This window comes from Xenorhabdus sp. KJ12.1, from assembly GCF_963876495.1.
Taxonomy (GTDB): Bacteria; Pseudomonadota; Gammaproteobacteria; order Enterobacterales; family Enterobacteriaceae; genus Xenorhabdus; species Xenorhabdus stockiae.
The window spans coordinates 181,542-195,776 of the sequence record NZ_CAWNQH010000105.1; the positions used below are offsets into that span (position 1 = coordinate 181,542).

Consider the following 14,235-nt stretch of genomic DNA (forward strand, 5'->3'; position numbering starts at 1 on the left):
TGACCAATTAATTAGCAATCATCATGTGTACTGTAAAAATGTTTTCATTTAAGCTTTGAGCTTCTTTCTGGGATTTGGCCTTTCAGCGCCATCATACAATGTCTTCCTGTTGCTGAGGTGTATATGTATACCATTGCTATAGTGATCTTTGATGAATTTACCGATATTGACTACTTCCTTATGCGTGACATTTTTGGTCGGGAAAAACAGAACTGGCAGGTTAAAGTACTGGGAACCAAACCAGAGCATGTATCAACTCTAGGGCAAGCAGTAAAAACGGATGGGCCAGTGGCATTAGCGAACGATGCAGATGTTGTCGTTTTCAGTAGTGGTTATAAAGGAGTCTCTGCGGCATTGGCTAATTCAGATTTTATGGACGCATTACAACTCAACCCACAAAAACAGCTAATAGGTTCGATTTGTTCGGGGGCATTTATCTTGCATAAACTGGGGTTACTGGATGGATTAAAAGTTACCACGCATCCCGATGCCATGGGGCGCTTTAGAGATATGGGCATTGAACCGGAAAACACGCCGATTGTTATTCAAGGCAATATCGCTACTGCAGGAGGCTGTTTATCAGCAATGTATCTTACAGGGTGGGTTGCCCAGCGTTTATTCGATGATGAAAAACGCCGTAATATTCACCGTCAGTTAATACCAGCGGGGCAGGAATTACATTTTGAAACATTGATCGCCCAGACGTTGGCTGATGCTTATGTGTAAAAAGTACGATACATGACTTTCTGTTTAAAGGTATTTACTGCTTCACTATCCGCAATAACGTCTCTTGTCGGGATATATCAATACCCCTTTCTACGAAAGGGGATTTTCGCTATTACTATTGTTCATTTTTTAATTTTGCATCTAATACAAATGTATGTTGAGTTTTTTTCTTAAATGACTCGTCATTGCAGTTGCCAGCAACCCTCCGATCACCGTGGTATGCTCAAACGCAAAATAGAGTGAGATCTTGGCATGTTCGCCAGAAAAATTCCAAAAAGTATGGACAATAAAAATAGTTAACAAAAGAAAGAGAGCCAATGTAGCTGCACCAAGCCAGACAAAGCGATCTAATAAGATCAATATTGAGCTGAAAAGTAAGACGATTGCGGAAGCAATATTAAAAAACCAGTCAGGATGTAAACCCGCAGCCCGCATTTCTGCCAGACTGCCTTCGAAATCGAAAATCTTGGCAAGTCCCGATGGAACAAAAATAAACAAAATAAGTAATCGAGTGATAATCCATAGCCAAGAGCTTTCCAGAATGTTTTCAACAAACCGTTGCATAATTTCACCTTACAATTTTCAGGTAGAAGACACTGTTTTTCTCAACTTATAGAGAGTGTGACTCAATATTCTGTCAATTAGTGGAAACATCAAATGGGCACTATAAAACCTCAAGTTAACTGGAGGTCAATATATACAATGGATTTCAAGGTGCATTGAGCGGTAAGGGAGAGACAAATTCGTCGGGAACGAATTTGCCCAGCCAAAGGCTGGCCTCCGGTGAGAGGCAGGAGCCTCTCAGTAATCCCCCCGGAACATAGATAACTATGTGGTTGGGGGAATGAGCGCGGCTAATGAAGAGGCAACCTGAAAGGTGAAGTGTATATCCTACTAGGAAATGACATTATTTAAGCGGAGTCTGTGCCTTCAAGAGCGTACATTTGTTGTTCCAGCCCGCTTGCAATGAGTTTGAGATCATTGCCGACCGCAATGAAACGAAATCCCTGACTGGCATAACGGTGAGCTAACGCGACACTATTTGCGAATATACCGGGCGTTTTGCCATGTTTACGACAGGCTTCAAGTACACACTCGAATGCTCGTTCCATCTCAGGGCTTTCTACCTGTCCGGCCTGCCCCAGATCACAGGCTAAATCGCCACTTCCGATGAATAACACATCGATGCCATCAACAGCTGCGATCTCATCGGCGGCAGCCACTGCTCTGGCTGATTCGATTTGAACGATAGTAAGTAGTGAATCATTGGCTTCTGCAAAGTAGTCTGGCAGGCGTGAAAAATAACCCGAGCAGCGTATGGGGTTGACCCCCCGTTTTCCTTTAGGCGGATAATAAACGCAGTCGGCGACCATTTTAGCCTCAGCGGCGGATTCCACTTTAGGCACCATCAACCCCATAGCCCCCGAGTCCAGCGCTGCTTCTATCAGTTGGCGATCGTTACGAGCCACCCGAGCCATACCTGTGGAACGGGATCCGTTCATCGCTTGTAGCATTTGGATCAGATCGTGCCTGTCAGCCGGTGATGCTTCCATATCGACTAATAACCAGTCGGGGCCACGTACCGCACAACATTCTGCGATTAAAGAACTCGCTGAAACTAAAAACAGACCGAAACAGGTGAGGTTTTTTTCCAGCCGGTTTTTGCAGCGGTTATGTGCAGACAGCAGGGGATGGATTTCACTATCAGATCGCATATTAAACCTCCTTTTGAATAACACCGGCAAGACGACGGATTTCAGCTAACACAGAAGTTGGCAGTGATAACGTTAATGTATTTTTTGCCCCGTTATGGCGGGTGGAATAACCTTCACCGGGCATACGTGCCGGAGCTTCCGGGCGGCCTGAGTCACGACAATAGTTCATGATAGCTTCCGCCTCGCTCCGGATCGTATCAATGCCCCCCGGCATTCTGGATGGATCGATAACCAAAAACAGGCCACCGTTGCCGGGTGTACCCGGTCTGGCTACATGCCCGGCACCCGCAAGCGCACCGCAGAATAATTCCATTGCTACGGCCAGCCCGTATCCTTTGTGTCCGGCAAGGTTGCCTCCCAGTGGCTGTATCGTTGCCCGTGGTGGGATGTCGTAGAGACTGGCAGGATCGAGTATGTCATTCTTTTCGGCATCGACCAGACAGCCGGGTGGCACTGGTTTTTCCTCTTGGACGTGACGCCGGATAAAGCCTTCAGAGACAGTTGAAGTGCTCATATCTAATACAAAAGGATCATCTGTATTGGTTGGGAAGGCGAGCAACAGAGGATTAGTACATAATCTCGCCAGATGGCCGCCAGTCGGGGCAACCCGTGCCCCATTTCCCTGATAGTTACTGAATCCTATAACAGCAAGTGGATGGTCATTGAAGCCTGCCAGAGAGCGACCGATAGCCGCCAGTCTGCCTAGGTGATGGGCGTCACGCAGGCAGGCGATAGCGATACCATGCTCCAGAGCCAGTTTTTGCAATATGAGTATTAACTCTTGCCGAGCTAAGACACCAAAAGCTCTACAGCCACCTACAATAGCGATGTTAGGCATGATCAGCGATACAGCCGGAGTAGCGGCAGGATTAAGTACGCCGGATTGAATATCACCAATATAATCCGCTAGCCTTAATACACCGTGGGAGGGGTAGCCTGTTAATTCATTTTCTAGCAGGTCATCCATCACCAGAGCTGCAACTTCCATCGGTGTATTGGCCCGACTCAATGCAGTCTGACCAAGCTCACGCAATTCCTGAACGGCGATTTTAGTCTTCATGAGTTGACCGTCGTTTGGTTACTGGTGCCGATATCACTGAGAGCCGAAACACATAGCCGGAACTTGCCGGTGGGAGAATCGGGCATTCTGTCCAGTTGTTCAAATTCTATGTGAAACGGGTAGCCAGTGTGATGGTGGATACGTTCTACTATTTCATCACAACGCTGTCGGGAAATGCCTGTAGGCACCATTAGCCGGATTCGCAAACTCTCCAGACTATCCTGTACCACCTGAAACCACTCAATTTCCTCAAACCTCATGATCAAGAAAGAGAACAAATAAGCATCGATATAGGCACCGTCTGGAGTCAGTATCAAATCCTGCTGTCGTCCTGCAACATGGCTCATGCGCGGAAGCCCAAGCCCGGAGGTACAGTTGCCTGCCATCGGTGAGGCAAGATCACTGGTTTCGTAGCGAATCAGTGGCATGGCAAAATTATTAAGCGTTGTCAGTACGACCCGGCCAGTCTCACCCGGTTGGCAGGCACTGCCATCATCGCGCAGGAATTCTTCCGCCACATTTTCCACTTGAATCAGCATACCATCGTGATGAGGGCTTTCGTGGGAGACAATATTCGTCTCGCGTGAACCGTACTTATCGTAAACCTCGCAGCGGAATACCCGTTGCAGTCGTTCACGAATGATTGGAGGAAGTGGTTCTGATGTCCCTTGTATTGCACGCAATGCAGGTACACGTATCGATTCACGTTCCATTTGACGGGCAATCAAGTGCATTGCATTGGTGTAAGTACTGATCAGTACCGGATTAAAACTGGCGAGATTCCGGGTAAATTCTCCGATTAATTCAGGGGATAACCGAAAAGTGTTAAATTCACGTCGGTTACTCAGGAGATTCTTCAGTCGATCGGAAACGCTTTTGAAGCTCCAATAGATGGAGGAGCCCCACAATAAAGCAAATGGCTCACCAACTTTCCAGCCGGAGCACCACTGATAGGTTCTAAGCTGGTGGGCACGCATCCATAGCCGGAAGTTAGCATCCTGAACGAAACAGGCACGTTTGCCTGTAGAGCCGCTGCTATAGTTAGTTTGCAGCGTGGCATGGTCAGCCCGTGTCGAAATCAATTCAGCCTGATGCTGAGTTAATTCCTGTCTGGTCAACAACGGTAATTTGGTGAGATCTGACAGGCTGTTAAAATCATCGGGTTTTAAACCGCGCTCGTTAAAAACGCGGGTATAGTAGGGAACGCTTTCATAAGCGTGTGTCAGTAATGTGTGCAATTTTTCCATTTGCAGTTTTCGGCATTCCCGCAGTGACAGATATTGAGTTTCTTCCAACCACTGCAATCGTTTTGCGACCTCGCCTTTACCCTGCATCTTTTCGCTTACCCAGTATAGCTTGTTGGCCAGACTCGTATTTAGTTTCATAGTTTCCCTCTCTGCATATACACTTCGTCTTTCAAGTTGCCTCTTTGTTGGCTGCGCTCGCTCACCTCGGTCACATAGTTATCTATGTTCCCAAGGATTTACTCCCTTGCCGCCGCGATGCATCTTGAAATCCATTGTGTATAGCGTAATAGCGATTAAGCAAATTTTTGATGGATGCGTCGAAAGTAAGCCAATCATTTTCCTGCAATACGCGGTGCGCTAACGTCCAATAGTCATTTTCAAATGTTCCGTTGAACCATGACGCGAGCAAGGCTGAATGGCTGAACGAGCTGCTGGTGTCAGTAATGTTCTGATTGGCATCCCAGTCGTAAAACAGTACTGGCCCTACAGAGGTCAGGTGCTGATTCAACTCTCGCAGTAATGCTTCGGGTACCAGTTTTTCCAGTATGAAAAGATAAGTTGGCAGGTAGATTAAAAATCGGGCGCTAAGCAAGTCCAACAGACGATCACCATAGACGAACAGGCTGTCTGCATAGCAATAATTTTTTAATTGCCGACGTTCATGATCTTCAGGCCGTTTAGTTGGCTGGCCGAGGAACTGGTTAAAATCAGTGATACCATCGACAAGTTTTACTCCCTGCCATACGGATTCTACGGACTGGGCCAGCCGTTTAGGCTGCCCCGGTACAGGAATGGAGGGTGAAGGCCAGACATGGAAAGGATTAAAACTCTCAAACACCCGCATGTTAACGGGCGCTCCTTTGAAACTGTCTACCATCATATAATTCGACGTATCATCCAGCATGGTGTTAAGTGCCTCCTGTCTGGAGGCAAAAATAGCCTGATAGGGCATGGTTTGAGAACTCAAACGATACCTCCATGATTAAGACGTATCACCCGGCGTTCACCTTCGCGAATGTAAATATGCTGGCTATCACTATGCTCTTCCAGAATCCATTGTGAACGCGGTTGTTTGTATTTATTTTCGCGTCCCCAGTCTTGTAGCCGGATCCCCAGACGGCGCGCCTCAGTTTTCAGGTAGTCTGGCAGGACAGGGAAGGGAACAACCACAAAGCTCACACCTGCTTTGGCATACAAAGCCAGTTCGTCCAGACGGGGGAGATCGCTGAGGTAAACCGCTAAACCGTTTTCAACACGATTGTTACTATCACTCAATTTTGCCAGCAGTGAAGTGGCAACATCCCAGCTCTCTCCCATCCAGTCAGCTACAATTTCGCGGTTGTCTTTGACTACGCAGGCAACATAGCAGTCAGGGTGTTCCTCTGCCTGTTGTTGCAGTGGTAACAACCAATCGCCATGAGTATGGAAACTCCACTGGTAATTCAGATCCTCTTTTTCCAGCATCATTGTTGCCATGTTGTATTGTGTCAGTGGTGCTTCAATCTCATCGCGTTCTACCTGGAATCCCTGCTTGCGTAAAAACGCCAAACGTTCCTGATTATTGGACATTAATAAGATATTACGTATGCCGAGGAAGTGCAGGATAGCTGTTACAGCTTCATATGAGCGACTATCCAGAGGCGCATGGAAACGCTTATAAATTTCATCAGTATCCAGATTTTCATTCTGCCGGTAGTCATAAATGCGGAAGTGTTTTTCGATGCCCAAACCACGGGCATCCTGATCGATGCCATAGATCACCACTCCACCTTTATTCCGGGCAATACGCCGGAATGCTTCGTCAAGCTGAAAGCCACAATCGCATTGTTGGGAGTGCATGACGTGTCCGAAGAAGCAAGCTGATTCGATCCGTAACGGCACTGCCTGCATGGAGTGAAGGTCTCCCAGCGTAGCGCAGGCCCAGCGTTTACCCTGACATTCAAAGTAATGAAGCTGAAAATAATTGACGCTTTCGTCAATTTTCAGTGGAAGAGAAACCGGGCCGACTATATTTTCCAGTATCGTATTTTCTGGTTGCTCGTTATGGCTGTATGTCATGATCTTCTCCTTAAAGTGGTGGGGATAGGCAACGTTATATCCGGCGTGACAATAATGCCCGCGCCCAGGTTGGCCTTCCTGACAGAATGCAGGGTTGTGGTTCGGGAGCCGCAGTAAAACTGCATAGTTCGCCCATTTTCCAGGATGCCACTTTATCTGTGTGGGCTCTGGTGGGGCAGATCGGAGCTATAACGCACTGACGTGCTGATAATGCCTGACATGCTTCAGCCTCCGAGGAGGCAAATGAGATTTGATTTCGAGCCTGATGAATAATGGTGTAATTTACATCGTTTTCCACATCCGTAATGGCGTGAGTGACTTGTTTAGTCAGCCAGTCCGCAGAGCTATTTCCCGGTTGGTCTAACTCCAGCTCTTTATCAGTGCGTAGCAAACGGATGCGAGGAGAGTCGTTTGTGTTCCGGCGGCCGAAAAAGAGTAGCAGAAGAGGGACACCGCGATCTCGCCAGTGTTTTTGTGCTGTTGTCAGCGCCTTACTTTCCTCACAGTAACGCAGTACAGGGCGAAGTCCGGCAGCTTGCAGCATACTAGCTAACTCCTGCATGCGTTCTTTTTCATCATCGTGTCGGCTACGTACCAAAATAACCACTTGTGTGGGAGCAAGCCGGGGATGAACAGTAAGTGAACCATTGGCTCTGGCTGACAGATAAAGCTGCGCGTATAGCACCCTGCGACTGATAAAACCATCCAACTGCCAGGCATGCTGCCTTTGTTCTCCTTTACCAAAGCCGATATCGTAACGACGAGACAGTTCCTGCCCCTGAAAATATAGCGCTGACGTTTGCACGCATTCACCGCTGGGGAGAGGAGTATCGCTGCCTATAGCCCATTGATACAGTTCTGAACGGTTGCCCCACGGAGGGCGTACGCCCACTATTTGTGGCAGAGGTAAGGAAGCAGACAGAGAAGTCAGGGAGCTATCTATACGTTGCAAATCGAGTAATGCGGCCTCTGGAGTCCGATGGCAGCAGTGAAATTCGAATATGTCAGCTGCTTCAAGTGCACTGAATACCCCTTTACCACTGCGATCTGCCGAACTGAGAGGACGGAAATAGCGAGCTCGCTGGAACATGCGGATTGGCATCACGTCTGGTGTGTTGATCATTTTTTTCCAATGACTGGCAATGACCTGCTCACCCGTCGGAAGTAATATGCCGCGCTCACGCTGGCTCTGCGTGTCTATGGTGGTTGCGACTCTCAACAGATTACGCTCTATATCAAGTAAATCAGCCATAGGTTCAAAACAGCTTTCTGCCACAACATGCGGATAGGCGTACTCGTCCAGCTCTATTGCCTGATAAGCCGTTCTTATTCTTGTGGCAATGATTTCGCTCAATGCCGCTCCCCAAGGAAGCAGAACGGTTGCACCAGGGATGGGAACGACACCGAGATCACAAATGCCAGCCTGCTTGAGCGAGCGGGAGAATTCCCCCATTGTCAGCGCAGCCAGCGCAGAATTTGTCGTTGTCTGAGACGAACATACAGGCCAAGGCAGCTGGCTGATAACAGGTTTCGGGTTATGAGTCAGCCAGTCTGGTAATGTTGGCAGTATGCCGCCCAACGAATCTGCTCTTACCTGTGGATTGGGTGAACCGATATATACATCAGGCTTCATGCTTATTTTATTCCGTTCCGAATTCGTTTATCTGGCGGGTGCGATAGCGGTTTTCTCCCGCTAAAGAAATACCGTCTACCCAAGTTCGATTAATCATCGGGTGCGCTTCATGGGTGGGGCCGAAGTCAGAATCAGGGTGATAGACCACAATTCTCAGCGGGGTATCATCAGTATGGAAGCTGTGAATTTCGTCTGTTGGCAGTAAGAATATTCCTCCGGCTATCAGGTCGGTTTTCGATTTTTCAGTCAGACAGTAGCCTGCACCTTCAATGACGATCCCGATCCGAACTGAAGGATGGGTATGGGCTGTTTGATTCAGCCTTGGTGGAACATACAGGTAGTTTAGACAGGGATCTCCCTTAAGTGGCGGCGATATGAGAAGGCTATCGGAACAGCCATCTATGTATTTCAGTCGTCCCAGTCGTTCCACTGGCCCGCCAAATGACAGGAAGCCTTTGTAGCCATTTCTGATGCAAATCAAACCGACAAAGGGAGAAAGCTCCGCAGGTCCGGGAATGGAAAAGTACATCCCCTCGCGTAGTTGTTGTGAAGTTCCATCGATGGAGACAGTTAAATCTCCCTGATGAACGAATCCATAAGCAGTATTATTCTCTTCGACGTGGATAGTATGTTGACCGCCAGAGATATGCAGAGTTGATGAAAAATTTACGTCCAGATCGTACCGCGATAGCGGCTGCATGATATCGAATATTTCCATAGCAAATTCCTTTAGACTAAGATTTAAAATGTAAATCAGGTTTAATCGGACTAGCATTGTTAACATTTCGAAAGATGCTTTTTAATACAGCTCAGTGCGATAAATCGTCAATATTATTTATGCATCACTATCCTTTGTTTTTTATTAAATACGCCCCTGCTTTATTTAATGATCGGATAAATTCAACACATATGAATAACATTTGCTCATCAAATAAATAACGAACATTTCACCTCCCTTAAAAAATGAGAAATTACTTTGGATTCAATCTTCAGATTATTTTTAGGTATGGTTTTCAGGAATAATTTCAGGGATTGCCTTGATTTTGGATTTTGAATATTACTTTGGGAGGTATTTTTTTGTTTTTGAACAAGTGATTGTGGAATTTTTATGCGAAGCGTATCGAAAAAAATGCGACTTATCCTGTTTACGCTGGCATAGCGGCAGTTAACTCCCTATAATCCGCCAAACATAGCATGAAAGAATGCTATTTTTCCCACTTTATTTTTTCTTTCTAACCAGGTTATTTTTAGTATGGCTGATGAAGCACATAAGTGTACAATCGTAGGCATTGCAGGTGCCTCCGCTTCGGGCAAAAGCCTTATTGCCAACACTCTTTATCGAGAATTACGGGCTCAGGTTGGCGATCATAATATCGGTGTTATCCCAGAAGATTGTTATTATAAAGACCAAACTAACACCCCGATGGAAGAACGCATTAAAGTCAATTATGACCACCCAAGTTCAATGGATCACGATTTGCTGTTCGAGCATATTCAGGCATTGAAAGCCGGTAACTCCATTGACTTGCCCCAATATGACTACGCTGAACACACACGAAAATCAAAATCCATCCACTTCGAACCAAAGCGCGTTATTATCCTTGAAGGTATTCTGTTATTAACAGATAAGCGTTTGCGTCAGGAACTGGACTTCTCTATTTTTGTTGATACACCACTGGATATTTGCCTGATGCGTCGCATTAAGCGTGACGTAAATGAACGTGGGCGTTCATTGGATTCTGTAATGGAACAGTATAAGAAAACTGTCCGTCCGATGTTCCTGCAATTCATCGAGCCATCAAAACAATATGCGGATATTATTGTTCCCCGTGGTGGTAAAAACCGTGTGGCTATTGACATACTGAAAGCTAAAATTGGCCAATTTTGCGAATAACCTGTTAAACAGGTATTCATAAGAATCATCGTACTTTGAGAGGAAGTAATGCGACTCTGTGACCGTGACATTATTAAATGGCTTGATGAAGGTAAACTGGTAATTACCCCACGTCCTCCCGTCGAACGTATTAATGGGGCAACTGCGGATATTCGCCTTGGGAATCAGTTTCGCGTTTTTCGTGGTCATACCGCTGCTTATATTGACTTGAGCGGCCCTAAGGCTGAAGTCAATGCTGCGCTTGATCGTGTCATGAGCGATGAAATAATTTTACCGGATGGGGAAGCTTTTTTTCTGCATCCCGGTGAATTGGCACTGGCAGTCACACTGGAATCTGTCACATTGCCTGCTAATCTTGTTGGGTGGTTGGATGGTCGATCATCTCTGGCCCGCCTTGGGTTGATGGTGCATGTTACGGCTCATCGGATCGATCCGGGCTGGCAGGGTCAAATTGTTCTGGAATTCTATAACTCAGGAAAACTGCCATTAGCTCTGCGCCCTGGAATGGTCATTGGTGCTTTAAGCTTTGAACCGCTTTCAGGTGATGCTGAACGTCCTTATAACCGACGTCAGGATGCCAAATATAAAAATCAGAAAGGAGCTGTAGGGAGCCGAATCAGCGAGGACTAATCTTTTCTGATACAGATATCTAGTAAAATATACCTAATGAATTTCGAGTTGCATCGCGGCGGCAAGGGAGAGAATCCCCTGGAACATAGATAACTATGTGACTGGGGTGAACGAGCGCAAGCCAACAAAGAGGCAGCTTGAAAGACGAAGGGTATAGTCATTTGGTGAAAATAATCATCTTGTGGACATGAGACTGGGGAAGTCATGAAAAGATTGTTGACGACACTCATTATTTTGTTAGTCGTAGTTGTTGCAGGTCTGACGGCATTAGTCATGTTGATTAATCCGAACGATTTTCGTAACTACATAGTAAAACAAGTACAAAAAAAGAGTGGCTACCAGCTCGTGTTACAGGATGATCTGCGTTGGCATGTCTGGCCAAAACTGAGTATTTTAACCGGACAGGTATCACTGACTGCTCCCGGCGCAAAAAAGCCTGCAATTGTGGCAGAAAATATGCGTCTGGATGTTGAATTATTGCCTCTGTTATCCCATCAGTTGGCGGTTAAGGAAGTCATGCTCAAAGGGGCTGTTTTCCGCCATACACCTGATAGCCAGCCACAACAAAAGCCTGAAGCGCCTATTGCACCGGAAAGTGATATTCATTATCCGGTAGAGGGCAATGGTCACAGTTGGAAATTGAATATTGACAGGATCAAAGTAGAAGACAGTTTGCTAATTTGGCAAACCAACTCCCATTCGCAGTTAAACATACGGGATATTAACCTGCTGATGAAGCGTCAGGATCAGCATCATATTAATCTTGAGCTTAATAGTAAGATTAATAAAAATCAGCAGGAATTTGCTTTTGAACTTGATGCTGACATTAATATTGCTGATTATCCACAGCATGTAACTGGCGATATGAATTCGTTTAAATATCAGCTTACAGGTGTTGGTTTACCCTCAGAAGGTATTACTGGGGAGGGTTCAGCTAATGTACGATATGATGCCTTTTCTTCATTTATTTCGTTACAAAAAATTGCGCTTAAGGTAAATGAGAGCGAATTAGCTGGTGGAGTGGATATTCATCTGAAAGATAAACCAGCCTATTCCATCAATTTATCGTCACCTAAATTAAATTTAGATAACCTGCTGGGATGGGATAAATTAGCAAAGAATAGTTTTCAGGAAAAAATTGATTACCGGATGGAAAATAACTCGGTAAGGCCAGTGATTGCAAAATCAGTTACACCTTTATCCAATTATGATCTCAGTTTCCTGAAAGAATTTGATGCTCACCTGTTATTTAAAGCAAATAAATTTATTTATCAGGGAATGGATATTGATAACTTTGTTTTCAAGGCTGTCAATAACGAAGGAATGGCAAATATCTTAAGGCTGGGTGGTAATGCATTTGGGGGATATTTTGCGCTTCCTGCAACGGTTGATGCAACGGTCAATCCGGCTAAACTGCATGCGAAACCTTTATTACAAAATATTGACTTACAGTCTCTGCTGAAAGCATTGGATTTACCGTCAGTATTCAGTGGACAGTTAGCGCTGGACGGAGATCTTTTGGGGGAAGGGTATGATGAATATGCCGTCGCTCATTATTGGCAGGGAGACCTGAACGTTAATCTAAAAAATGCGCGTTTAGATGGGTTGAATATTCCAATGTTGATTCAGCAATCTTTTTCACGAGTAACCGATCAGGTTAAACAGCCCACGAATACGCAGAGCTTTACTGGCGCACAAAATTTGTCAGTAAAGGCACAACTGGCGCAAGGCGAAATCAAAATTAACGACCTTTCTGCAACTTCTGAGCATTCAAAGATTGAAGGGCAGGGCAAAGCAAACTTACTGAAACAAAATGTTGATGTTGCATTGCTGGTGCAGTTAACTGGTGGCTGGGGGCAACAAAATGAGTTAGTCAGCCATTTAGAAAAATTAAAAGTACCATTGCGGATTTATGGTGATTGGAACAATTTGCAATATGCTCTGAATGTTGAACCCATCTTGCACGATGAATTACAACAAAAAGTTAAACAATCTATAAAGAACTGGTTTGATAATATTGATAGCAGTAAGAATAAGAAAAAAGCCGCAGAGAAATAGATAATTTTAGCATCATCAGGTGATTAATTTGCCAATCACCTGATGAGTAATAAAGCGGGTATTTTACTCCCTGCGACTGTTAATATCCGATTACTTCATAATAAAACTCAGGAGTCCAGCCTAATTCTGGTGTGGTAACTGATATGGTTAAAGTATCTTTCGATAATCCTACTCCATCCGAATTACTTCTTTGGGTTCTCACATCAGCCAGATGGCTTGGGCTTTGGTTATCGAAATTATTACAAGCGATACTGGCGTGACACGAAATAATGCCATTGGGCAGGCTGACCGGTAACCGTATTTTGTAATAATTGGTATAGTACGTTACTCCACCGACAATCGATGTGTTTTCTTGCTTAATTGGTGTACCGGCTATCGCTACGCCACTTATTTGAGTAATTTTCCCAAGGTTAATGATCGTAGCATCTTGTCCGATTAGTTGGGATTCAATTTTTGAACCAATCAAATCACCTAATCCTATATTTTTTACGAACGCGTTTTTGTCCGGAATATCGGCACCATTCTCATCTTTTGCCAGCCGGCCATTAGCATTTTTAGTGACTTTGTCTAGGCGGGAATCGATCTCGCTTTTATTATAAGTGCCTACATCTAATGCGGTGAGGGTAATATCTGTTAGTAATGCCTTATTGTTCACTGTACGGGTCAGTGGGACTTTACCATTGACATTATTATTAGCATCATTTGCTAGTTTTCTGACGGTATTAATTTGTTGATCAATTTCTCCTTTAGCATAGGTATCTACATCAGATGCGTTCAGCATAATGTCTGTTAATAATGCTTTATTATTTATTGTCCGGAACACTGGTACTTTACTATCGGCATTATTATTGGCAGCATTGGCCAGCTCTTTAACGCCATCAATAAGTTGTTCAGTTTCTTCCTTATCGTAAGCATTTACATCAGACGCTATCAATTTAATATCATTGACTAATTCTTTCCCGTTTATCCGACGGGTTAACGGGACTTTGCTTTCCGCATTGTTGATGGCGCTGGTGGCATTTTGATTGGCGGTATCTGCCAGTTTCATTGCCTGCACGATATCCTGCTGAACGGGCGCAATCAGCGCATCGGTTTCGGCCTTGTTATAGGCATCTACGTCCGCTGCGATCAGGCGGATATCATTGACCAGCTCTTTATCATTAATTTTACGGGTTAACGGGACTTTGCTTTCCGCATTGTTGATGGCGCTGGTG

The 14,235-nt window shown here is 45.3% G+C and carries 12 protein-coding genes and 1 pseudogene; 4 read left to right on the plus strand and 9 right to left on the minus strand.

The window, feature by feature from the left end; all coding sequences use genetic code 11:
- Positions 1–123: 123 nt before the first annotated feature.
- Positions 124–726 carry a DJ-1/PfpI family protein gene (locus AACS92_RS18585; RefSeq protein ID WP_099109175.1) on the plus strand — a complete coding sequence of 201 codons (603 nt, stop codon included), beginning with the start codon at positions 124–126 and terminating at the stop codon, positions 724–726.
- A 141-nt stretch (positions 727–867) separates the two neighbouring features.
- On the opposite strand, the gene AACS92_RS18590 is transcribed toward AACS92_RS18585, so the two are convergent.
- The 8 genes from AACS92_RS18590 to AACS92_RS18625 form a co-directional block, all read right to left on the minus strand.
- On the minus strand, positions 868–1,290 hold the full coding sequence (locus AACS92_RS18590) for a DoxX family protein (protein WP_099109176.1): 423 nt from the start codon (positions 1,288–1,290) through the stop codon (positions 868–870).
- A 347-nt stretch (positions 1,291–1,637) separates the two neighbouring features.
- Entirely contained in the window at positions 1,638–2,441 is an 804-nt protein-coding gene (locus tag AACS92_RS18595) for an HpcH/HpaI aldolase family protein (RefSeq protein WP_099109177.1), read from the minus strand.
- Position 2,442: 1 nt separating this feature from the next.
- Positions 2,443–3,501 (minus strand): Ldh family oxidoreductase, encoded by a 1,059-nt coding sequence (locus AACS92_RS18600; RefSeq protein WP_099109178.1) that lies wholly within the window; start codon positions 3,499–3,501, stop codon positions 2,443–2,445.
- The gene (locus AACS92_RS18605; RefSeq protein WP_099109179.1) at positions 3,498–4,886 is read right to left on the minus strand and encodes a phenylacetate--CoA ligase family protein; all 1,389 of its coding nucleotides are present in this window, start codon (positions 4,884–4,886) and stop codon (positions 3,498–3,500) included. The genes AACS92_RS18600 and AACS92_RS18605 overlap by 4 nt, the downstream gene beginning before the upstream one ends.
- An 82-nt stretch (positions 4,887–4,968) precedes the next feature.
- On the minus strand, positions 4,969–5,715 hold the full coding sequence (locus AACS92_RS18610; protein ID WP_099109180.1) for a DUF6939 family protein: 747 nt from the start codon (positions 5,713–5,715) through the stop codon (positions 4,969–4,971).
- Positions 5,712–6,806 carry a hypothetical protein gene (locus AACS92_RS18615; protein ID WP_099109181.1) on the minus strand — a complete coding sequence of 365 codons (1,095 nt, stop codon included), beginning with the start codon at positions 6,804–6,806 and terminating at the stop codon, positions 5,712–5,714. The genes AACS92_RS18610 and AACS92_RS18615 overlap by 4 nt, the downstream gene beginning before the upstream one ends.
- A 34-nt stretch (positions 6,807–6,840) precedes the next feature.
- On the minus strand, positions 6,841–8,439 hold the full coding sequence (locus AACS92_RS18620) for a hypothetical protein (protein WP_099109182.1): 1,599 nt from the start codon (positions 8,437–8,439) through the stop codon (positions 6,841–6,843).
- A 7-nt stretch (positions 8,440–8,446) separates the two neighbouring features.
- The gene (locus tag AACS92_RS18625) at positions 8,447–9,139 is read right to left on the minus strand and encodes an AraC family ligand binding domain-containing protein (RefSeq protein ID WP_193756888.1); all 693 of its coding nucleotides are present in this window, start codon (positions 9,137–9,139) and stop codon (positions 8,447–8,449) included.
- A 552-nt stretch (positions 9,140–9,691) separates the two neighbouring features.
- Between AACS92_RS18625 and udk the strand changes: the two genes are divergently transcribed.
- From udk to asmA, 3 genes are all read left to right on the plus strand, one after another.
- Positions 9,692–10,333: a uridine kinase gene (gene udk, locus AACS92_RS18630; protein ID WP_099109184.1), complete on the plus strand. Its 642-nt coding sequence runs from the start codon at positions 9,692–9,694 to the stop codon at positions 10,331–10,333.
- A gap of 48 nt (positions 10,334–10,381) precedes the next feature.
- Positions 10,382–10,963 carry a dCTP deaminase gene (gene dcd, locus AACS92_RS18635; protein ID WP_099109185.1) on the plus strand — a complete coding sequence of 194 codons (582 nt, stop codon included), beginning with the start codon at positions 10,382–10,384 and terminating at the stop codon, positions 10,961–10,963.
- Positions 10,964–11,167: 204 nt separating this feature from the next.
- Positions 11,168–13,021: an outer membrane assembly protein AsmA gene (gene asmA, locus AACS92_RS18640; protein WP_099109186.1), complete on the plus strand. Its 1,854-nt coding sequence runs from the start codon at positions 11,168–11,170 to the stop codon at positions 13,019–13,021.
- Positions 13,022–13,100: 79 nt separating this feature from the next.
- Here the strand turns inward: asmA and AACS92_RS18645 are convergent.
- Positions 13,101–14,235 (minus strand): annotated as a pseudogene (locus AACS92_RS18645) (hypothetical protein); the annotation flags it as partial.

Bases quoted from the DNA above. Each gene is read 5' to 3' on its own strand.
- AACS92_RS18585 (WP_099109175.1), top strand. From the start codon at position 124: ATGTATACCATTGCTATAGTGATCTTTGATGAATTTACCGATATTGAC.
- AACS92_RS18590 (WP_099109176.1), bottom strand. From the start codon at position 1,290: ATGCAACGGTTTGTTGAAAACATTCTGGAAAGCTCTTGGCTATGGATT.
- AACS92_RS18595 (WP_099109177.1), bottom strand. From the start codon at position 2,441: ATGCGATCTGATAGTGAAATCCATCCCCTGCTGTCTGCACATAACCGC.
- AACS92_RS18600 (WP_099109178.1), bottom strand. From the start codon at position 3,501: ATGAAGACTAAAATCGCCGTTCAGGAATTGCGTGAGCTTGGTCAGACT.
- AACS92_RS18605 (WP_099109179.1), bottom strand. From the start codon at position 4,886: ATGAAACTAAATACGAGTCTGGCCAACAAGCTATACTGGGTAAGCGAA.
- AACS92_RS18615 (WP_099109181.1), bottom strand. From the start codon at position 6,806: ATGACATACAGCCATAACGAGCAACCAGAAAATACGATACTGGAAAAT.
- AACS92_RS18620 (WP_099109182.1), bottom strand. From the start codon at position 8,439: ATGAAGCCTGATGTATATATCGGTTCACCCAATCCACAGGTAAGAGCA.
- AACS92_RS18625 (WP_193756888.1), bottom strand. From the start codon at position 9,139: ATGCAGCCGCTATCGCGGTACGATCTGGACGTAAATTTTTCATCAACT.
- udk (WP_099109184.1), top strand. From the start codon at position 9,692: ATGGCTGATGAAGCACATAAGTGTACAATCGTAGGCATTGCAGGTGCC.
- dcd (WP_099109185.1), top strand. From the start codon at position 10,382: ATGCGACTCTGTGACCGTGACATTATTAAATGGCTTGATGAAGGTAAA.
- asmA (WP_099109186.1), top strand. From the start codon at position 11,168: ATGAAAAGATTGTTGACGACACTCATTATTTTGTTAGTCGTAGTTGTT.